Source organism: Streptomyces sp. NTH33, assembly GCF_003236365.1.
Taxonomy (GTDB): Bacteria; Actinomycetota; Actinomycetes; order Streptomycetales; family Streptomycetaceae; genus Streptomyces.
Genome location: NZ_POTZ01000019.1, coordinates 1 through 19,487 on the forward strand (window position 1 = coordinate 1; position 19,487 = coordinate 19,487).

The window sequence follows — 19,487 nt, forward strand, 5'->3', positions numbered from 1 at the left end:
CTACGAAGACGCCGTCCAGAACCAGCCCATCTTCGAGGAAAACGGCCCCGACACCTTCAAGGGCGTCGACATCATGCGCACCGTCCGCAGCTTCGACCCCTGCCTGCCCTGCGGCGTCCACATGTACACCGGCAACGGAAAAACACTCACCACCACCCACTCACCCACCTACGGAGCCAGTCACGGCTGAGCCACGACAGGGAGGAGCAGACGATGGGCAGGATCAGAGTCGGCAGGGCCGACGTGAAGCACGACACCCCCAGGCACGTCACCGGACTGCACCAGGGCAACGCCGGCCCGTACCAGCGGCAGCCGGGCCACCACAAGGACGGCACCTCCGACGCCCGGCGCTCCACGGGCATCCACTGGAAGAAGCACGACGCGATCATGAAGATCATGCCGAACATCTCCCCCGGGTGACGGCCCCCGCCGGAGCCAGGGCGGGGCAGGGAAGTCGGGGCGGAAGCGACAGGAGAGACAGATGGGACAGGCACGGATGCGACGGATGAGCCCGATGAGACGGGAGGAGAGAGTCGCGGGGATGACGGGCAAACAGGTGCTGGTGGCGGAGGCCGCCGTCGTGGGCGGGCTGGTGCTCGCCCTGCTGATCAGGGAGATGCCCGGACTCGTGCGCGAGATCAGGATCTGGCGGATGGTCGGTGTCCGCTCCGGCTCACGCCACCCGCGCTGAACCCGCGGCGCCGGCCGCGTACCGTGATCGAGCGAAAGGTGACGAGCATGCCTGTGTGCGCCACGCGCGACGGGGTCGAGATCTTCTACAAGGACTGGGGCCGGGGACGTCCGGTGGTCTTCATCCACGGCTGGCCCCTGAACGGGGACGCCTGGCAGGACCAGCTCAAGGCGGTCGCCGACGCCGGGTACCGGGGCATCGCCCATGACCGCCGCGGTCACGGGCGCTCCACCCCGGTCTACGACGGCTACGACTTCGACACGTTCGCCGACGACCTCGACGACCTGCTGACCCGCCTCGACCTGCGGGACGTCACGCTGGTGGCGCACTCCATGGGCGGTGGCGAACTCGCACGGTACATCGGCCGCCACGGCACCGGACGCGTGCGCTCGGCCGTCCTGCTCTCCGCCATCACACCGCTGATGCTGCAGGGCCCCGACAACCCCGAGGGCGTCCCGCGGTCCGTCTTCGACGACATCAAGGCCGGCATCCTCAAGGAGCGTTCGCAGTTCTGGAAGGACACCGCCGAGAGCTTCTTCTCCGCCGACCGCCCGGGGAGCAAGGTCACTCAGGGCAACAAGGACGCGTTCTGGCACATGGGCATGGCGCAGACCATCGAGGGCGCCGTCGCCTGTGTCGACGCCTTCGGCACCACGCCCTTCCACGAGGACCTGAAGAAGTTCGACATCCCCACCCTGGTCGTGCACGGCGACGACGACCGGATCGTGCCCATCGACGCCACCGGCCGCAAAGCCGCGCGGATCGTCTCCGGCGCCGAGCTGAAGGTGTACGAGGGCGGCAGCCACGGCCTCGCCATGGTGGACGGCGACAAGCAGCGCTTCCACCAGGACCTGCTGGACTTCCTCTCCCGCTGACCCCGCCGGCCGGCCCCGCCCGCTCAGCGGGGCCAGGTGGGCAGCAGGGTGCGGCGGTGCGAGGCGTTGATGACGGCGGCCGCCGAGGCGTACCAGGCGACCAGGCCCGTCGCGATGCCGAACCAGCCGCCGATCCGTGTGATGACGTGCGGCCCCAGGCCACCCTGGAACTCTCCGACCGCCAGGAGGACGTAGGTGACGGTCAGCAGCGCGAGCACCGCGAAGACGGCGAGACTGGTGCGCAGCGCGGCCACCGCCATGTAGGCGGTGAAGATCCCCCAGGCGAGCAGGAACAGCCCCAGGCCGTTGTGCGCGTCGACGGTGGCCACACGCGGCACGAGCCACCAGTACGTCAACCAGAACGCGCCGTAGGAGACGAACACGGTCGCGCCGAAGGTGTTGCCGCGGCGGTACTCGAACAGGCCCGCGATGAACTGGGCGAGTCCGCCGTAGAACGCCGCGAGCCCCAGCACCGGGAGGATCGCGGCGGGTTCCTCGATCAGGCCGGCGTTGAGGATGGACAGCAGGACCGTGGTCATCGCGAACCCCGCCAGCCCCAGCGGGGCCGGGTCCGCGAGGCCCACCGCCTGTGGGTCGGCCGGGCGGGCCTCCTCGCGGACGGATTTGCTCATGTCGTCAGTCATGACCGGAATCCCTTCGACCTGAGGCCGGCAGAACCAGCCAGAGCCCGACGAGCCTTGTGCGAGTTCGTCACACGAATACCCATTTGTCACACTTTCAGTCGTCCGTCACGTGCTGTCGGAGCGCCCGCGCGACTGGCGGAATCCGGGAACCCGCGGACGAGGACGGGCGTCTCGTGGGGCACGGCAACATCAGCGCACGGTCAGCACGAGATCAGTCCTGGGGGGACGCACCGGTGAGTACCGAGATCTACTTCAGCAACAACTACCGCGACCTGTGCGAGCAGCAAGGCACCGGCGCCGGTTTCCAGTTCGAGTTCTCCTGCTCGCGCTGTTCCGACACCTGGCGCTCGCCGTTCGAGCCCTTCAGGGCGGGGCAGGTGGCCGGCTGGCTGTCGCGGGGCGTGAACGCCGCCTGGTCGGTCATGGGCGGCAGCGGTGCGGCCCGCGGCGCCTCCTCCGCGGCCGACGGCCTGGCCGGAGCCAGCTACGGTACCCAGCGGGACGCGGCGTTCACCCGCGCCATCGCCAACGCCCAGGCCCACTTCAACCGCTGTCCCCGCTGCACCGCCTACGTCTGCGCCCGCTGCTGGAACGGGGGACAGGGGCTGTGCCTCACCTGCTCGCCGGACACCGCGGCCGAGGCGCAGGCCGCCCAGCAGAGGGGCCTGAACGACAGGGTCGCCCAGCGCGCCTACGACGCCGGGCAGCAGCGCGGCGGGGACTACGACGCCACGACACCGCGCCAGTTGGTGTGTCCGCACTGCCGCGCCGAGACCCGGGGCGCCACCTTCTGCCCGGCCTGCGGAAACCGCCTCGCCCGGACGGAGAGCTGCTCCTCCTGCCACCAGGAGCTGCCGGACGGCGCGGCCTTCTGCCCGGCCTGCGGAACCCGGAGGTGATCACCGGGGCGCCGCCCCGGGGCTGATCGGGCGAGGGGACCGCGCACCGCGCACCGCGCACCGCGCGCGCGGCGCGCGGTGCGCGGTCCGGCGCCGGGGCCGGGGCGGCGGTCAGGGCGGCGTCCAGACGGCGGCGCAGGGCCGTCGAGTCCGGGGCGATCGAGCTGATCAGGACGCCGGGCCCGGGCAGCGCCATGACCGCGCTGTCGTCACCGCCGCCGGCGAGCCCCTCCCCGACCGCCGCCGGGGCGACGAACGCCACGCTGGTCGCCGCGGCCGCCCGGCCGTGCACGAGAAGGTGCAGTGCGAGGTGCTGTGCCGCAGCTCCGGGTCGGCATGCTGCTGCTGGCCGACCGCGGCAGCGACGGCTACCCGTTGATCCGCACGGCCGCCGCCACCAGCGCCCACCTGCTCGCCCAGGTGCAGTCAAGCCGTGTCCCAGCCGTGTTGCACGAGCTCGCGGACGGCTCGTACCTGTCCGTGATCACCCGCACCGGGCGCCGCCACAGCATCCCACCGATCACCGAAGGAGTGGCGGTGCGCGTCATCGAGGCCCGGGTCACTGCCCGATCCGCCGACGGCAAGTCCAAGAACGGACACCTCGACAACTGCACCGGTCTTCGAAACAGCCCCGAGCGTGCCTTTTGACCATGCTGCCGCACCGGGAAACTCCGAGATCACCGACAGATCCAATCCCAGGTTGCGGTTACCTCTCGCAGGACTAGAAAGGAAATCATGCATCTGTCACCGCAGGAGCAGGACAAGCTTCTGATTTACGTTGCCGCCCAACTCGCCCGCAGCCGGCTGGAGCGGGGGGTGCGGCTGAATTACCCGGAAGCGATCGCGCTGATCACCGACCACGTCGTCGAGGGAGCTCGTGATGGGCGCAGCGTGTCCGAGCTGATGTCCAGTGGTCGCCACGTTCTCGAACGTGAGCAGGTCATGGTAGGTGTCCCGGAGATGATCGACGACGTACAGGTCGAGGTGACCTTCCCGGACGGAACCAAGCTGGTCACCGTTCACTCGCCGATCTCCTAGGAGGGCTCGTGCTACCAGGAGAAATCATTCCCGCGGACGAAGCCGTGCCGTTGAATCCCGGACGTGTCCGCACGCGGATCCGGGTGCTCAACCGCGCGGACCGGCCGGTGCAGGTCGGTTCGCACTACCACTTCGCCGCCACCAATCCCGAGCTGGAGTTCGACCGCCAGGCCGCGTGGGGGAATCGCCTGGACATTCCGGCCGGTACCGCCGTGCGCTTCGAGCCCGGCGTCGAGCGGGAGGTGACGTTGGTCCCCATCGCCGGGCTCCGCAGGATCCGGGGGCTGCGCTTGGAATGGGCCGGCGACCTGGACAGCCGGGATTACCAACTGACCGAATTCGCCTATGGGAGCAAGGGGGAGGGGACCCGATGACCTCGGACGAGAACACGCCGCAGATCGACCGTGCACGCTACATCGAGTTGTTCGGCCCCACTACAGGTGACCGAGTGCGCCTGGCCGACACCGACCTGTTCATCGAGGTCACCGAGGATCGCAGCCTGGGGCCGCACGGTTCCGGCGACGAGTCCGTGTTCGGCGGCGGCAAGGTGGTCCGCGAGTCGATGGGGCAGTCGATGGCGATCCGCGCCGAGGGCACGCCGGACGTGGTCATCACCGGTGCTGTGATCCTGGACCACTGGGGGGTGGTCAAGGCCGACGTCGGCATCCGCGACGGACGCATCGTCGGCATCGGCAAGGCAGGCAACCCGAACGCTGCCGACGGTATCGATCCGGCGCTGGTGATCGGTCCGTCGACGGAGGTCATCCGGGGAAACGGTCGGATCCTCACCGCCGGGGCGATCGACTGCCACGTCCACTTCATCGATCCGCAGTCGATCAACGTCGCGCTGGCTTCGGGAACGACGACATTGATCGGTGGCGGTACCGGGCCGGCAGAGGGGTCCAGGGCGACCACGGTGACGCCGGGCGACTGGAACCTCGGGCGTATGCTGCAGGCCCTCGACGGCGTCCCGATGAACATCCTGCTGCTCGGCAAGGGCAACACCATGCGCGGCGAAGCGCTGGCCGAGCAGCTGCGCGGGGGCGCCGGGGGCCTGAAGCTGCACGAGGACTGGGGATGCACCCCCGCGGTGATCGACAACGCCTTGCGCATCGCCGAGGAAACCGGTGTGCAGATCGCACTCCACGCCGACACCCTCAACGAGTCCGGCTTCCTCGAGTCCACCCTGGAGGCCATCAACGGCCGGTCGATCAACGCGTACCACGCCGAGGGCGCCGGCGGAGGGCACGCACCGGACATCATCCGGGTCGCCTCCGAGCCGTACATCCTTCCGTCGTCGACGAACCCGACCCTCCCGCACACCGTGAACACGATCGACGAGCACCTCGACATGCTCATGGTGTGCCATCACCTGCACCCGTCGATTCCCGAAGACCTGGCCTTCGCCGAAAGCCGTATCCGGCCGACCACGATCGCCGCCGAGGACGTGCTGCACGATTTGGGCGCGATCTCCATGGTCAGTTCCGACGCGCAGGCCATGGGGCGCATCGGCGAGGTCGTTACGCGCACCTGGCAGACCGCACACGTCATGAAACGGCATCGGGGCTCGCTGCCGGGCGATGACCGCGCGGACAACATGCGCGCCCGCCGATACGTCGCCAAATACACGATCAACCCGGCGATCACGCACGGCATCCAGGACGCGGTCGGTTCGGTCGAAGTCGGAAAAATCGCCGACCTGGTGCTGTGGGAACCGAAGTTCTTCGGCGTCAAGGCCCGCATGGTCCTCAAGGGCGGGTTCGCCGCGCGGGCCGCGCTGGGCGATGCCAACGCCTCGATCCCCACACCGCAGCCGGTGTTCTCGCGTCCCGTGTTCGGGTCGCACGCGAAGACGGCTGCGGCGAGCAGCGTGCACTTCGTCGCCCCGACAGCGCTGGACGCCGAGCTCCCCGAACGGCTGCGTCTGGGCCGTAGGCTCGTCGGTGTCACCAACACCCGCTCGACCACCAAGGCCGATCTGCCGCTCAACGACGCCACCCCGGAGATCCGGGTGGACCCGGACAGTTTCGCGGTGCACATCGACGGGGAACTCGTCGAACCGGATCCGGTCTCGGAGTTGCCGATGGCGCAACGCTACTTCCTGTTCTGACGATGTCGTACTCGCTGGCTGTGCTGACCCTTGCCGACGCTCGTTTCCCGGGCGGTGGCCACGTGCACTCGGGCGGCGTGGAGGAAGCTGTCCACCGAGGTCTGGTCACCGGCCCCGGAGACCTGCGGGAGTTCCTGTTCGGGCGGCTGCGGAGCGCGGGTTGCCTGGCCGCGGTGTTCGCCGCCGCCGCCGCTCACGCGGCCGACGCGGGAGCCGACGGCCGGCACTGGTGGCGGCTGGACTCCGAGATCGACGCGCGCACGCCGTCCCCCGCGCAGCGAGAGGCGTCTCGCGCGCAGGGGCGCGGGACCGCGCGCGCCGGTCGTGTCGCTTGGCCCTCGGCAGCGCTTGACGCGTTGCTGGCGGTGTGCACGAGACCGCACCACCCGGTCCTCATCGGCGCTCTGATGGGGGGCGCGCGTGCGGGCACACCCCGGGACGCCGCCGCTGTGGCGGCGTACCTGTCGATCAGCGGCCCCGCTTCGGCCGCTGTACGGCTGCTGGGGCTCGACCCCTTCGCCGCGAACGCTGCCGTGGCCGCACTCGGGCCGGATCTCGAACGCATCACCGAGTACGCCGCTTCCGTGGCCGGGCACGACCCGGCCGCTCTCCCCGCGGTGGGCGCTCCCGCGCTCGATCTGCTGGCGCAGGCCCACCAACGACACCATCGAGACGAGGTGCGGCTCTTTGCCAGCTGACCACAACCACCAGCACGACCACCAGCACGCCCGCGACCACCGGCACCCGGTGAACTTCGATCCGACCGCGGCGGAACCAGACCCCTTCGGCTCCGCGCCCGCCGCAGGACGCCCGCTTCGCATCGGGCTGGGCGGTCCGGTCGGAAGCGGGAAAACCGCACTGGCCGCCGCCCTGTGCCGCTCCCTCGGTGCCGATGTCGAGCTCGCTGTGGTGACCAACGACATCTACACGACCGAGGACGCGGACTTCCTGCGGCGCGCCGGTGTCCTTGACCCGGACCGGATCGAGGCCGTGCAGACCGGGGCCTGCCCGCACACCGCGATCCGCGACGACATCACGGCCAACCTCGACGCTGTCGAACGCCTGGAGCAGCGCCACCCTGGTCTGCGCCTGATCCTGATCGAAAGCGGCGGCGACAACCTGACGGCAGTGTTCAGCCGCGGGCTGGCCGACGTCCAGATCTTCGTCGTGGACGTCGCCGGAGGTGACAAGGTGCCCCGCAAGGGCGGTCCCGGCGTGACCACGGCCGACCTGTTGGTCATCAACAAGATCGACCTGGCTGAGCGGGTCGGTGCGGACATGGCGGTCATGACCGCTGACGCGCACCGAATGCGCGGCGAGCTTCCAGTGATCACCCAATCGCTGACCGACACCCCCGAAGCGCCGGAGGTGACGGCCTGGGTGCGAAAGCAGTTGGCGCGATGAAGGCCCGCGCGTACCTGACCGTGGAGCTCGACTCGCGGGGCCGCAGCGTCGTCCGGGAGCTGTACTCGGCCTCGCCGCTGACCCTGATGCCCCGGCGCGGGGCCGTCCGACTCGCCGCGGGACCGACGGATCGGGTGGTGGTGCACCTGGTCAACTCGGCAACGTGCCCACTCGGCGGAGACGAGCTGGACCTGCGGGTGCGGGTCGGAGCGGGGGCGCGCCTGCTGTTGCGCGGTGTCGCCGCCACACTGGTGCTGCCCGGCCACCGCCCGGGCAGCAGTCGCAGCACCGTGCACGTAGAGGTCGCCGAGGGCGGCACCCTCGAATACCTGCCGGAACACACCGTGGTGACCGCCCGCGCCGAGCACGAGGCCGAGTTCCGGGCGGAGCTGGCGGAGGACGCGCTCGTGCGCTGCCGCGAGGTACTGGTGCTCGGGCGCAGCAGTGAGCGTCCCGGTGTGCTGCGGACCAGCACGCACGTCACGCGCGGGGAAGTACCGCTGGTGCGGCAGACGCTCGAACTCGGAAACCCCCGCCTGGAGGCCAGTGCCGGCTATCTCGCCGGGGCGCGGGTCGTGGCCACCGAATCCGTGGTCTGGAAAAACGACCCGGTGGAGCCGACGAGCGGCGAGTGGTGGTCGCTGACCCCGCTGGCCGCCGGCGGGGCGACGGCCACCGTCCTGGCTCCCGACGCGGTGACCGCGCAGTACCGGCTGGCCGAAGCCCTCCGGACGCACCCAGATGGAAAGGAGCTCACGGAGGAACGTTGGTGAGCACGAAGACAGCCCCGCCGGAACATCGCAATCCCCTCGGCCCCGAAGCATTGCGGGGGCTCCCTCGCGGAGTCGCGCAGGTCTACCTGCAGAACAACACGCTCACCGGCGTGCTGTTCCTGGTGGGGCTGTTCATCTCCGGCCCGGTCGCCGGGATGGGCGCACTGCTCGGAAGCGCGGTCGGGATCGCCACCGCCGCGCTGTTGCGGGTACCGGCCGAGCGGATCGGGCAGGGACTCTACGGCTTCAACGCCGTCCTGGTCGCCCTGGGAGCCGCCGGCTCGTTCCGTCCTCTGTGGCTCACCGCACTCGTCGCTGTCGGGGGCGCGGTGGCAGCCACGCTGCTCACGCACGTCGCCCAGTACTTTCTGCGCGTACCGGCCTACACCGCGCCCTTCGTGTTCACCTACTGGCTGCTGGAGTACCTGCATGAGTCCAGGCACTGGCCTTCGGCACCACCGCCCCACCGCTTTCTCGGACTGGGCATTTTCGCCAGCGGGGCCGAGGTCTTCCTCGTGACAGGTCTGCTGCCGGGCCTGTTCATCCTCGCCGGACTCGCGGTCTCACGGTGGACCCTGGCAGTGGGAGCCTTCGCAGCCGCACTGGCGACGTACGGAATCGTGCGGGGACTTCCGTTGTTCCCGCCCAACGAGATCACCACCGGTGTCTACGGCTTCAACGCCGTGCTCGTCACGGTGGGCATGCTCAGCACCGGCAGAGGATGGCGAGCATGCGTCCTCGCCGTTCCCGCCGTGCTGCTGTTGCAGGCCGGGATCGAAGCGGTTGGACTCACTCCGGCCACGTTTCCTTTCGTGCTGGCGATGTGGTGTGCCGATCTCTGGCGTGCTCGCTCGAAGCACGAGGAGTAACCGAGCACAGGCCGGCCCGGTGATGCTGCAGTCGCTGGTGGCGTGCACGCGCGCCGTGGCCTCCGGCAGGTTCGGCTTCAGCCCTCGTTCCCGGCGTTCCTGGGCGAGCTTGGCCGCCGTGCAGATCATCAGACGTTCGCGTTCCGGCAGACTCAGCAGCATTGCCTACCTCCACGCCTTGTGCACCGGGCTCTGAGCACCCCACCTCAGAAGGAAGAAGGCGAAAAGGTCATTCGACCCCAATCGAGAAGGCCGGGCGGTAGGTGCGATCTACAGTGCTGTAGAAATCTCTGGTGGGGGACGAGCCCTCAACGAGCCCGTCCTCCCAGCCCGGTTGGCCGGGCCCGCCACCGCAGGAGAAGGAGCAAGGGCAGCAGATGCCGGAGCAGCACGACCACACCCCCGACATCGCGTCCCGGTCCTTGCGCGGAGAGCTGGCACGCCGCTGCCGGGCCGTCACCGAGGCCCGCTGGTTCGCCCTCGCCGTCTTCGCCGTGATCCTGCTCAACGCCGCGCTGCTGGGCCTGGAGACGTACTCCGGCCTGGCGGCGCAGTGGCACCAGGGGTTACGGCTGGCCGAACAGGTCTGCCTGGCCGCGTTCACCGTCGAGATCCTGATACGGCTGGCCGCGTACGCCGACCGCCCCCGCGACTTCCTCAAGGACTCCTGGAACACCTTCGACCTGATCGTGGTCCTGTGCGCCTTCCTGCCCGTCGTGCGCGAGAACGCCACGGTGCTGCGGCTGTTGCGGCTGGCGCGCGTGCTGCGCACCGCCCGCTTCCTGCCGCAGGTGCGCATCGTGCTGGTCGCCGTCGCCCGCAGCCTGCCCGGCACCCTGAGCTTCCTCCTGGTCGGCACCCTGCTGCTGTACGTGTACGCCATGGTCGGCTGGGTCTTCTTCGGCCGCCAGGACCCCGAGCACTACGGCTCCATCGGCCGCGCCGTCCTGACCCTCTTCCTGCTGATGACCCTGGACGGCATCGGCGACGCGGTGCACAGCGGCCTGGAGGTGTCGCGCTGGAGCCTGCTCTACTACGCCTCCTACGTCCTGCTGGGCTCCTTCGTCCTGGTCAACGTCCTCATCGGCGTCGTCATCACGTCGCTGGACGAGGCCCGGGAGATGGAGAAGGACGAGCCGGCCGAACGGGAGCGGGCCGCCCCCGCCTCCGCCGCGGACGACCGGCAACGCCTCCTGGAGCGGATCACGGCGGCCCGCAGCGCCCTGGACGAACTCGAACGCGACCTCGCCGGGGCGGCGCCACCGCGGGCGGCGCCGGCGGCGCTTGTCGTCCCGACGGTCGTCGGCCGCCCGGCGGCCGGTGCCCGCAGACGGCGGCGGTCCTCCAGGCGGCGCCGATGAAGGCGCGGCGGGAGCCCGCGCCGCCGTATGCGGGAGGATCCTGCCGCGGCTGCCGGCCGCCGTCGGACAACACGCGCGCCATCAGGCCGAGTTGACGGTACCGACCGTGGACCTCGTCTCCGGGGTCCACGGCGTCCGTGCCACCGTCTCGCGCCCACCTGCGCCGCGGCCGCTGCACGGTCGCGCCGGTCCACCGGCCGCCTATGGCTCTTCTCACATTTCGGGCCGAAAGCGGCCCGCAGTGACGGCCGCCACTTCAACGGGCGCGCATTTTGTCTACCTTCACCCTCGGTTCCCCTTTGTCGACCCTTTGCCGAGGCCTGCCCGAATGTCGTATCCGCCCTCCCCGCCGCCCTGCAAGACCGCCGCCAAGAGCCGTGTCCGGCGTGCCGGTGCCTACGCCGGTGTGCTTCTGGCCTCGGTGACGGCCCTGTTCTCCGCCGGCGCGCTGCACGCGGCACCCGCTCTCGCCGCGCCGATGGAGCAGGCCCCGGTCACCGCCGCGGTCCAGCCCCAGTCCAAGGCGCGGGTGACGGCGGCGGTGCTCCGCCTCGACGGCGCGGGCCGCGAGCCGGTGCTGTACGGCCAGGACGCCCCGTACGACACCGCGAGCATCATCAAGGTCGACATCCTCGCGGCGCTGCTGCTGCAGGCACAGGACGCCGGCCGGCAGCTCACCGCCCAGGAACGCGCGCTCGCCGGACCGATGATCCGCAACAGCGACAACGCGGCGACGAACGTGCTGTGGCGGAAGATCGGCCGGGCACCGGGCCTGGAGGCGGCCAACAAGCGCCTGGGGCTCACCTCGACCAAGGGCGGCCCCGGCGGGAAGTGGGGGCTGACGCAGACGACGGCGAGCGACCAGGTACGGCTGCTGCGGGCCGTGTTCGACCCGGCCGGGTCGAACACGGCCCGCTCCTCGGCGCTGAACGCGCAGTCCCGCGCCTACATCACGTCGTTGATGGGCCGCGTCGCGAAGGACCAGGCATGGGGCGTCTCGGCGGCCTCCGGCACCGAATGGGCGCTGAAGAACGGCTGGCTGCAGCGCACCACGTCCGGACTCTGGGACGTCAACAGCGTCGGACGGGTCACCGTGGACGGGCACCACTACCTCGTCGCCGTCCTGTCGGACGGCAGCGCGTCGATGAGTGACGGCGTCTCGCTGGTGGAGCGGACGGCGCGCCAGGCGGTGACGGCGGCCGCCCGGCATTGACCGCCCGGCATTGACCGCCCGGCACTGACCGCCCGGCGCTGACCGCCCGGCGCTGACCGCGCGGTGGCGGGCGCCGTCAGGCGTCCCGCCGCCTGAGTGCGACCGCCGCCCCGGCCAGCGCCAGCAGCGCGTACAGGCAGAACAGCGCGAACCCGGTCCACGGCGCCAGCGTGTGCGGCTGCTGCTGGATGTGGAGCAGGCCCTGCCCCGCCGTGCTCGGCAGGTACTTGTCGATCACGTCGAACCACGACGACGGCAGCGCCTGGGCGAGCACCGGCAGCACCAGGAGCACACCGAACAGGGTGGCGATGCCGCCGGCGGTGTTGCGGATCAGCGCCCCGAGCGCCACCCCGATCAGGGCCACACCCGTCAGGTACAGTCCGGCGCCCAGCACCGCGCGCGGCACGCCCGGAGCGCTGAGCGAGGTCTGCAGATGGTGGCCCGACAGCGCGGCCTGTCCCGCCAGGAAGGCGGCCAGCGAGGCGGCCGTCATCAGGACCCACGCCACGGCGGCGTACACCAGCGCCTTGGCCCACAGCACGGGCAGGCGGCGCGGCACCGCGGACAGGGTGGCGCGGATCATGCCGGTGGCGTACTCGCCGCTGACCACCAGCACCCCCAGCACGCCGACGGCCAGCTGCGCCAGGAAGAAGCCGCGCAGGCTCACCAGCGCCGGATCGAAGGCCAGCCGCTCCTGCGGTGGCAGGTGCGACCAGCGGTCCGCGGTGAAGTAGCTGAACAGGAAGCCGAGACCGGTCATCGCGGCGACCGCGGCCGGCAGGGTGAACAGCGTCGACCTGAGCGACCGCAGCTTGATCCACTCCGAGCGGATCACCCGCAGCTGCGTGACCTCGCCCCGCTCCGTCTCGGGAATCACCGTTGCCGTCGTCATGCCGTACGCTCCTCGCCGCCCGCGCCGACGAGCTGCGCCGCCGGTGCCTGGTACTCCACGGCGTCCCGGGTCAGCTCCATGAACGCCTCCTCCAGCGACGCCTGCTGCGGCGTCAGTTCGGCCAGCGCCACGCCGCCGTCGGCCGCGATCCGCCCGATCCGCTCACTGCTGAGCCCGGTCACCAGCAGCACGCCGGCCTCCTGCGCGGTGATGGTCACGTCCGGGCCGGCCAGCAGACCGCGCAGCTTCTCCGCCCGGTCCGTGCGCACCCGCACCAGATCCCCGGCGGCCCGCGCGGTGAACTCCGCCACCGAGGTGTCCGCGATCAGCCGGCCGCGTCCGATGACGATCAGATGCTCGGCGGTCAGCGCCATCTCGGACATCAGGTGCGAGGACACCAGGACCGTACGCCCCTCGGTGGCCAGTTCCTTGAGCAGGTTCCGGATCCACAGGATGCCCTCGGGGTCGAGGCCGTTGACCGGCTCGTCGAGGATCACCGTCGCCGGGTCGCCCAGCAGCGCGACGGCGATGCCGAGCCGCTGTCCCATGCCCAGCGAGAAGCCGCCGACCCTCTTCTTGGCCACCGCGCGCAGGCCCACGAGGTCGATCACCTCGTTCACCCGGCGTGCGGAGATCCCGTGGGTCGCGGCGAGCGCCAGCAGGTGGTGGTACGCGCTGCGTCCGGTGTGGACGGCGCGCGCCTCCAGCATCGCCCCCACCTCGTGCAGCGGCGCCCGGTGCTCGGCGTAGCTCCTGCCGTTGACCACGGCCCGGCCCGAGGTGGGCGCGTCCAGTCCGAGGAGCATCCGCATCGTGGTGGACTTGCCGGCCCCGTTCGGCCCGAGGAACCCGGTCACCGTACCGGGACGCACCGTGAAGCTGAGATCGTCCACGGCGATGCGCTCGCCGTAGCGTTTCGTGAGGGAATAGGCCTCGATCATGGAGTGTCCTCTCACTTCCCGAGGAGCTTCTTCGCGACCCGTGCCGCCGCCTCGCTCTCGGCCGCGGCGGGCGACAGCTCGCTCAGCGTGTCGAGGTCGGTGTCCTGCCGCAACTCCGTCTCCCAGGCCTCGGCGAGCCTCTCCTGCTCCTCGCGCGGCAGCCCCTGGACGTGTTCCCGGTGGTGCGGGTCGAGGGCGGCCAGGAACCGCTCGACGGTGTCGATGGGCATGTCCTTCTCCTTGATCACGGGGTGCTGGTCCGGTACGGGCAGCGCGCGACAGGTGACCGGCACCTGTACGCCGAGGCCGGCACGCCGTGCCTCCCTCGTGGCCCACACAGCCGCCCGGAGGCCGACGCCGTCATCGCGGGCGACCCGCTGCCCGACGCCGGTACGGTCGAGGTCACATTTCCGCACCCTGTAACACTTCGCCGTTGACCGCCACTTGGAAGCCGGGCACCCTGCCGCCCAGGCGGTGATCGCCGGATGGACCGAATGGGGGAGTGATGCGCATACGCGCCATGCCGGCACCGGTGAGGGCGGTTCGCGTCATGCTGTTCCTGGTGGGCGCGGTCAGCGGGTTCATGGCCCTGCGTTTCGCGGTGGCGGCTGCCACCGTGGTGAGCGGCGCCCTGGGCGAGCTGGCCGTGGCCTTCTTCCTCCTCGTGGCACTCCCCTTCACCGTCCTGGCCACGATGTCGCTCCTCACCGCGGTGAGGATGGGACACGGCGGCGACGGCGTCCGTGTCCGCGTGGTCGTCGTCGCCTGGACGGTCGTCGCGGGCAGCGCTGTCGGCGCGGTGGCACACCACGGTGCGTGGAGCGCCGGCGCCGTGATGGGCGTCGTCATGCTGATCGTGGTCACGGGGGAGGACGCGAAGGACTGGTTCGGTATCCCGCGCTTGTGACGGCACCCTCGCCGGCCGGACCATGCAGCGGGCCGTCCGCGAGCACCGCCCGGTCCGCTGTGCTGCCGACCGGGCCCGTGTGAGGGACCATGGGGGGAAGCGGGCAGGAACCGGTGGCGACCGAGAGGAGGCGTCGGCGGTGAGGCCTGGCAATGCCCTCCGGCAGAGCGCCGACTACGCGGGTCCGGCACCGTCGGGCGGCCTGCTGGACCTGCTCAGCGTCTCCGCGGTGGTCCTGGACGCGCGCGGGCGGGTGGTGTTCTGGAGCCCGCAGGCGCAGCAGATCTTCGGCTACAGCGCCCACGAGGCCCTGGGCCGGTACGCGGCCAGGCTGATGGTCGACGAGCGGCACCGGGAGCTGGTCAAGGAGCTGTTCGCCCGGGTGATGGCGGAGGGCACGGGCTGGGCGGGAGCCTTCCCGATCCGGCACAAGGACGGCAGCACCCGCCTGGTGGAGTTCCGCAACGTACGGCTGCAGGGCGAGGACGGAGGCGTCTACGCCCTGGGCATCGCCGTCGACCACGCCGTCCTCAAACGCGCGGAGCGCGACCTGGCGCTCACCGCACATTTGTTCGCGCAATCCCCGATCGGGCTGGGGATCGTGGACGCCGACCTGCGCTACATGGTGGTCAATCCCGTCCTGGAGCGCGTCAACGGCCGGCCGGCGCACCGGCATGTCGGCCGGTCCGTCCACGAGGTGCTGGACTTCATGGATCCCGCTCCGATCGAGGACGCGATGCACCGCGTACTGGACAGCGGCGAGCCGCTGCTGGACCAGTTCCTCGTGGCGCCCACCCCCGCCGACCCGGGCGGCCGCGACCACGCCTGGTCGGTCTCCTACTACCGTCTGGAGGACAGCGCCGGACAGGTGCTCGGACTCGCCGTCGAACTCGTGGACGTCACCGAGCAGCACCGCGCGTCCGCCGAGGCCGCCGAGGCACGGCGGCGCCTGGCCCTGATCGCCGACGCCTCGGCGCGCATCGGCACCACCCTCGACCTGGAGACCACCGCGGACGAACTGGCCGGGAACTGTGTGCCGGAGCTGGCCGACCTCGCCGTCGTCGACCTGCTGGACGCCGTGCTGCGGGGCAGCGACCGGGGCTGGGCACCCAGTGGCCCGGCCGCCGTCCGCACACTGGCGCTCACCGCACACGCCGTGCCGGCCCTTTCCCTTCCCGCCGGGCACCTCGCCCGATACGGCCCCGACCACCTGGCCTCCCAGTGCATGGTCACCGGCCGGCCGGCCCTCGCCCCGCGCCTCACCAGCGAGGACCTGGCCCACGTCGCCCCGGCGCACACCGCAGCCGTCCTCGCCAGGGCCGGGACACACTCCTGTCTGGCCGTCCCGCTCATCTCGCGCGGCCATGTGCTGGGCGCCCTGGGCCTCGCGCGCGGCCGCAACCCGGCGCCGTTCACCGACGACGACGCCGTGCTGGCCCTCGAACTCGCCTCCCGCGCGGCCGTCAGCATCGACCACGCCCGCTACTACCAGAACCAGCGCCAGGCCGCCGAGAACCTCCAGCGCAGCCTCCTGCCCCAGAAACCCCCGCACCGCCCGGGCGTGGACACCGCCTGCCGCTACCAGCCCGCCTCGTCCATCTCCGGCATCGGCGGCGACTGGTACGACGTCATCCCCCTGCCCCACGACAGGACGGCCCTGGTCATCGGCGACGTCATGGGCAGCGGCACCAGCGCGGCCACCACCATGGGCCAACTGCGCATGGCGACCCGCACCCTGGCCGCGCTCGAGATGGACCCCGCCGAACTCCTGCACCACCTCGACCGCATCACCGGCGACCTGGAGCAGCAGTTCGCCACCTGCACCTACGCCGTGTACGACCCGTACCGCGCCTGCTGCCGCATCGCCGCCGCCGGCCATCTGCCGCCGGTACTGCTCCCCGCCGGCGGCGCCCCGGAGTTCCTCGACGTCCCCACCGGCGTGCCCCTCGGCGTGGGCCACGTCCGTTCCCGGACCGTCCAGGTGCGGGTCGGGTCCGGAGACGGTCTCCTGCTCTACACCGACGGCCTCGTCGAAACCCGCAGCCGCCCCCTGGACGCGCAACTCGACCTTCTCCTGAGGCTTCTCGCGGGTCCCCCGCGCCCCCTGGAGGAGACCTGCGACCACCTCCTGCGCGAGCTGCGCCACCCCGACGAACCCGACGACGTCGCCCTCCTCATGGCCCGCATGCGGTGAGCCGCCCCACCGGTACGCGCCGCCCGCCGGGCGGGACTCAGCCGCGTCCGCGCCCCTGGCCCAGCACCTCCAGCACCGCACGCGCCATGGCTTCCTCGCCCTTGGCGTTGGGGTGGGCCGGGGCCGCTGGCGAGGCCGGCTGCAAGGGCTCGATCCAGCGGTCCGCCGGGGCCTTGCACATGTCGTGGCCGCGCGTGGGCCCGTAGGCGTCGACGTACTCCGCACGGTTCCAGGCGGCCACCATGCGGAGCATCAGGTTCAGCCGCTTCTCGGTGTCCCGCAGATAGGGGAAGTCCTCCGAGGCGAACGGCACCGACGGGAAGCAGCCGCTGCCGTCGTCGGGCAGGAGGGCCGGGTAGCCGACGACCAGCACCCGGGCGTGCGGTGCCCGGGCGTGCACGGCCCGCAGCACCCGGTCGATCTTCGGCGCCGTCCGCGCGATGTTCAGCGTCAACCGGTCGGCACCGGACGAGGTGTAGTAGCGCTGACAGGGGTTGCCCACCGGCTGCTGGGCGCCGAGTCCGGCGCAGGTGGAGATGATGGAGCCGAACCCGACGTCGTTGCCGCCGATCTGGACCGTCACCAGGTCGGTGTCCCGGCGCAGCGCGTTGAGCTGGGCGTCGTTGGTGCCCTGCGGCTTCCACATCTCCTCGGTCGTCGCCCCGCCGCAGCTCACGTCCTTGAACGTGGCGGCCTTCCGCTCCGCCGCCACGAGCGAGGGGTAATTGCTGTCCGAACGCGCGCAGTCGGCGTCGACCTGCCGTGGAATGCCGGGACCCGAGGTGTAGGAGTCCCCGAGAGCCACGTAGTGCGTGACCCGGCCGGCACCGCCACCGTGCGCCGTGGCGGGCGCCGTCGTACCGGCCACGAGAGCACACCCCCCGACCGCCGCCCCCACGGCAACCGGCCACCGACGCCGTCTCGCGATCCCGTCCGCATGTCCGTGACTGGCCATCAGGTCCTCCTTCTGCACCGTGACATCACCGTCGTCGCGCGTTCGACGGGCCTTGTATACCGCTCGGTATGTCCCCGGGGCCAGAGTCGTGCCGGAACAGGTGCGTCAGACCGGGATGGACAGAGGCAGCTCCGCGGTGACGGTGGCGCCCTCCGGTGTGGTGTGCACGGTGAGGGGGCCGCCGATCTGTTCGACGCGTTCGTACATGGACTCGATGCCCACACCGGGTGTCCAGGGCTCGGCGCAGCAGCCGGTGTCCGCGACGGTGTCCCGGCCGTGGCCGTCGCCCTGGTCGCGATGTTCACGGTCGTCAGCGTCGTCGTCATCGCCCTGGTCCTCACCCGCCCGGCCCCGGAGGCGACCGCGGCCCGACCCGCACGGTCACCGCACGGCCACCCGCCGGCGCGTTCCCCGCGGGCGACGACCGCTCGGTCACTCGTGCTGCCGAGGCGGGGCACGGCGGCTTCAGCCGCCGGCCGGTTCCGGCTGTGCCTGTTCCTGCTCCGGGGCGGCCGAGGCCGTGTAGAACACCGACGTGCCCTGCTTGGTGCGCTGTGCCTGGCCCTTGGCCACCAAGCCTTCGAGGGTGGAGCGTACGACGGTTGCCCTGACGGGGCGGTCGGGATGGGTACGGCCCAGGGCGGTGGCGACCTCCGCCGCGGAGCGCGGCTCGCGCTGTTCGCCGAGGTGGCCGCGGACGAGTTCGACCAGGGTGGGCCGGCCCGCCTTCCCGGCGGACGCCTCGGCCGATGACTTCCTGGCTGCCGGCTTCTTGCCCGCCTTACCTGCCTTGCCCGAACTCCGCCCGGTGGTACTGGACTTGGCTGCGGCCTTCTTGCGGGGAGCGGGCACGGCGGCGGCGCTCGCGCCGGCCGCCGGCTGCACGGGCGGCGCCGTCATGCCGAGCGCCTGCCGCATGTTCACCAGTACGCCGTGATCGCGCTGCAGCGTGGCCAACTGGTCCTGCAGTGCGGCGATTTCGGCGCTGATACGTTCCTGCTCCTTCAGGTTCTGCTCCAGGTCGCCGGCCACCTGGGCGGCGTACTGGGATGCCAGGTCGGTGACCGTCGTGCTCTCGGACATGGCCTTGGCCCCTTCTCGTTGGCTGATGACGGCGCGGCGGGAGCACCGGTCGTACAGTGATCCTGCGCGGAGACACTCGCGCAGTGATACTACGGACGAGCCGGGCCGGTTGTTCGTTTCCACCGCACGGCGCGGGCCTCAGGCCTTCTTGTCGCCCAGCTTCTCGACCAGGACCTGCGCCTTGTCGACCGCGGTGTCGATGGTGCCGCTGTGCTTCCCGCCCGTCCTGCCGTCGATGAAGCCGCCGACCTTCTCCAGCCCCTCGGAGATCTTCTCGCCGTGAGCTTCGGCGAGGTCCTCCACCTTGTCCTTGAGGTGGTTGAGGTTCTTGAGGTCCTTCAACTTGTCGAACATCAGGCGTCCTCTTCTGCTGTGAAACAGGGGCCGGTCAGCAGCATGATCTCATGCTGCTCAGCGGAGCTCGGCGAGCTGTTTCCCCGGGGGCGTGGACGCGTTCCACGGTGGGGAAGCCACCGACGACGTCCCACTCGGTTCGCTGGTGGATGAGGCGGCAGCAGACCCGCCGGGCAGGCGGATGCGCGCGAGGTCCGGGCAGGGCCCCGCAGCCGGAGAGGACACGGGCGGGTGGATGCCGCGACCCGGCGGGGCGACCAGGCCGCTCGCGCCGCCAACAGCCG

At 71.1% G+C, this 19,487-nt stretch carries 24 protein-coding genes and 1 pseudogene; 17 read left to right on the forward strand and 8 right to left on the reverse strand.

All coding sequences use genetic code 11. The features are described 5' to 3' along the window. From C1I97_RS03485 to C1I97_RS03495, 4 genes are all read left to right on the forward strand, one after another. The coding region (locus C1I97_RS03485) for a nickel-dependent hydrogenase large subunit (protein ID WP_146608144.1) at positions 1-190 on the forward strand (190 nt) is incomplete at its 5' end. 23 nt (positions 191-213) lie between these two features. Continuing rightward, positions 214-420 carry a hypothetical protein gene (locus C1I97_RS03490; RefSeq protein WP_111001751.1) on the forward strand — a complete coding sequence of 69 codons (207 nt, stop codon included), beginning with the start codon at positions 214-216 and terminating at the stop codon, positions 418-420. 121 nt (positions 421-541) lie between these two features. After that, on the forward strand, positions 542-691 hold the full coding sequence (locus C1I97_RS39595; protein ID WP_181446536.1) for a hypothetical protein: 150 nt from the start codon (positions 542-544) through the stop codon (positions 689-691). Between the two features lie 47 nt (positions 692-738). Continuing rightward, positions 739-1,566, forward strand: coding sequence for an alpha/beta fold hydrolase (locus C1I97_RS03495; RefSeq protein WP_111001752.1), 828 nt, complete (start codon positions 739-741; stop codon positions 1,564-1,566). Between the two features lie 23 nt (positions 1,567-1,589). Here the strand turns inward: C1I97_RS03495 and C1I97_RS03500 are convergent, their stop codons facing one another. Continuing rightward, complete coding sequence (locus C1I97_RS03500) at positions 1,590-2,198, reverse strand: acetate uptake transporter (RefSeq protein ID WP_258382402.1); 609 nt, start codon at positions 2,196-2,198, stop codon at positions 1,590-1,592. 245 nt (positions 2,199-2,443) lie between these two features. Between C1I97_RS03500 and C1I97_RS03505 the strand changes: the two genes are divergently transcribed. The 9 genes from C1I97_RS03505 (at position 2,444) to C1I97_RS03545 (ending at position 9,303) form a co-directional block, all read left to right on the forward strand. Beyond that, complete coding sequence (locus C1I97_RS03505; RefSeq protein ID WP_111001754.1) at positions 2,444-3,109, forward strand: zinc ribbon domain-containing protein; 666 nt, start codon at positions 2,444-2,446, stop codon at positions 3,107-3,109. A gap of 315 nt (positions 3,110-3,424) precedes the next feature. Further along, positions 3,425-3,757: a hypothetical protein gene (locus C1I97_RS03510; protein WP_111001755.1), complete on the forward strand. Its 333-nt coding sequence runs from the start codon at positions 3,425-3,427 to the stop codon at positions 3,755-3,757. A gap of 87 nt (positions 3,758-3,844) precedes the next feature. Further along, positions 3,845-4,147, forward strand: coding sequence for an urease subunit gamma (locus C1I97_RS03515; protein WP_111001756.1), 303 nt, complete (start codon positions 3,845-3,847; stop codon positions 4,145-4,147). An 8-nt stretch (positions 4,148-4,155) separates the two neighbouring features. Then, positions 4,156-4,521, forward strand: coding sequence for an urease subunit beta (locus C1I97_RS03520; protein WP_111001757.1), 366 nt, complete (start codon positions 4,156-4,158; stop codon positions 4,519-4,521). Then, entirely contained in the window at positions 4,518-6,257 is a 1,740-nt protein-coding gene (locus tag C1I97_RS03525; protein ID WP_111001758.1) for an urease subunit alpha, read from the forward strand. Before C1I97_RS03520 ends, C1I97_RS03525 begins: the two co-directional genes overlap by 4 nt. A gap of 2 nt (positions 6,258-6,259) precedes the next feature. Next, positions 6,260-6,955, forward strand: coding sequence for an urease accessory protein UreF (locus tag C1I97_RS03530; protein ID WP_111001759.1), 696 nt, complete (start codon positions 6,260-6,262; stop codon positions 6,953-6,955). Beyond that, positions 6,945-7,661, forward strand: coding sequence for an urease accessory protein UreG (gene ureG, locus C1I97_RS03535; protein ID WP_111001760.1), 717 nt, complete (start codon positions 6,945-6,947; stop codon positions 7,659-7,661). Before C1I97_RS03530 ends, ureG begins: the two co-directional genes overlap by 11 nt. Further along, positions 7,658-8,434 (forward strand): urease accessory protein UreD, encoded by a 777-nt coding sequence (locus tag C1I97_RS03540; RefSeq protein ID WP_111001761.1) that lies wholly within the window; start codon positions 7,658-7,660, stop codon positions 8,432-8,434. The genes ureG and C1I97_RS03540 overlap by 4 nt, the downstream gene beginning before the upstream one ends. Next, positions 8,431-9,303, forward strand: coding sequence for an urea transporter (locus C1I97_RS03545; RefSeq protein WP_181446537.1), 873 nt, complete (start codon positions 8,431-8,433; stop codon positions 9,301-9,303). Before C1I97_RS03540 ends, C1I97_RS03545 begins: the two co-directional genes overlap by 4 nt. A gap of 54 nt (positions 9,304-9,357) precedes the next feature. On the opposite strand, the pseudogene C1I97_RS03550 reads toward C1I97_RS03545, so the two are convergent. Continuing rightward, positions 9,358-9,465: pseudogene (locus C1I97_RS03550) on the reverse strand (urease subunit gamma); the annotation flags it as partial. Between the two features lie 215 nt (positions 9,466-9,680). Here C1I97_RS03550 and C1I97_RS03555 point away from each other — a divergent pair. Together C1I97_RS03555 and C1I97_RS03560 are read left to right on the forward strand one after the other, a co-directional pair. Further along, positions 9,681-10,664 carry an ion transporter gene (locus tag C1I97_RS03555; protein ID WP_111001763.1) on the forward strand — a complete coding sequence of 328 codons (984 nt, stop codon included), beginning with the start codon at positions 9,681-9,683 and terminating at the stop codon, positions 10,662-10,664. A 328-nt stretch (positions 10,665-10,992) separates the two neighbouring features. Continuing rightward, on the forward strand, positions 10,993-11,877 hold the full coding sequence (locus C1I97_RS03560; RefSeq protein WP_111001764.1) for a serine hydrolase: 885 nt from the start codon (positions 10,993-10,995) through the stop codon (positions 11,875-11,877). 76 nt (positions 11,878-11,953) lie between these two features. On the opposite strand, the gene C1I97_RS03565 is transcribed toward C1I97_RS03560, so the two are convergent. The 3 genes from C1I97_RS03565 to C1I97_RS03575 are packed head-to-tail and all read right to left on the reverse strand — an operon-like array spanning position 11,954 to position 13,940. Further along, the gene (locus C1I97_RS03565; RefSeq protein ID WP_111001765.1) at positions 11,954-12,769 is read right to left on the reverse strand and encodes an ABC transporter permease subunit; all 816 of its coding nucleotides are present in this window, start codon (positions 12,767-12,769) and stop codon (positions 11,954-11,956) included. After that, on the reverse strand, positions 12,766-13,710 hold the full coding sequence (locus C1I97_RS03570) for an ATP-binding cassette domain-containing protein (RefSeq protein WP_111001766.1): 945 nt from the start codon (positions 13,708-13,710) through the stop codon (positions 12,766-12,768). The genes C1I97_RS03565 and C1I97_RS03570 overlap by 4 nt, the downstream gene beginning before the upstream one ends. Positions 13,711-13,721: 11 nt before the next feature. Continuing rightward, positions 13,722-13,940 carry a hypothetical protein gene (locus C1I97_RS03575; RefSeq protein ID WP_111001777.1) on the reverse strand — a complete coding sequence of 73 codons (219 nt, stop codon included), beginning with the start codon at positions 13,938-13,940 and terminating at the stop codon, positions 13,722-13,724. 275 nt (positions 13,941-14,215) lie between these two features. On the opposite strand from C1I97_RS03575, the gene C1I97_RS03580 reads away from it, so the two are divergent. Together C1I97_RS03580 and C1I97_RS03585 are read left to right on the forward strand one after the other, a co-directional pair. Continuing rightward, positions 14,216-14,617: a hypothetical protein gene (locus C1I97_RS03580; RefSeq protein ID WP_181446538.1), complete on the forward strand. Its 402-nt coding sequence runs from the start codon at positions 14,216-14,218 to the stop codon at positions 14,615-14,617. Positions 14,618-14,756: 139 nt separating this feature from the next. Beyond that, on the forward strand, positions 14,757-16,811 hold the full coding sequence (locus C1I97_RS03585; protein WP_258382403.1) for a SpoIIE family protein phosphatase: 2,055 nt from the start codon (positions 14,757-14,759) through the stop codon (positions 16,809-16,811). 37 nt (positions 16,812-16,848) lie between these two features. Here the strand turns inward: C1I97_RS03585 and C1I97_RS03590 are convergent, their stop codons facing one another. The 3 genes from C1I97_RS03590 to C1I97_RS03600 form a co-directional block, all read right to left on the reverse strand. Then, positions 16,849-17,766: an SGNH/GDSL hydrolase family protein gene (locus tag C1I97_RS03590; protein ID WP_111001778.1), complete on the reverse strand. Its 918-nt coding sequence runs from the start codon at positions 17,764-17,766 to the stop codon at positions 16,849-16,851. A gap of 465 nt (positions 17,767-18,231) precedes the next feature. After that, on the reverse strand, positions 18,232-18,849 hold the full coding sequence (locus tag C1I97_RS03595; protein ID WP_111001769.1) for a hypothetical protein: 618 nt from the start codon (positions 18,847-18,849) through the stop codon (positions 18,232-18,234). Positions 18,850-18,987: 138 nt separating this feature from the next. Further along, on the reverse strand, positions 18,988-19,203 hold the full coding sequence (locus C1I97_RS03600; protein ID WP_111001770.1) for an antitoxin: 216 nt from the start codon (positions 19,201-19,203) through the stop codon (positions 18,988-18,990). Between the last annotated feature and the right edge of the window lie 284 nt (positions 19,204-19,487).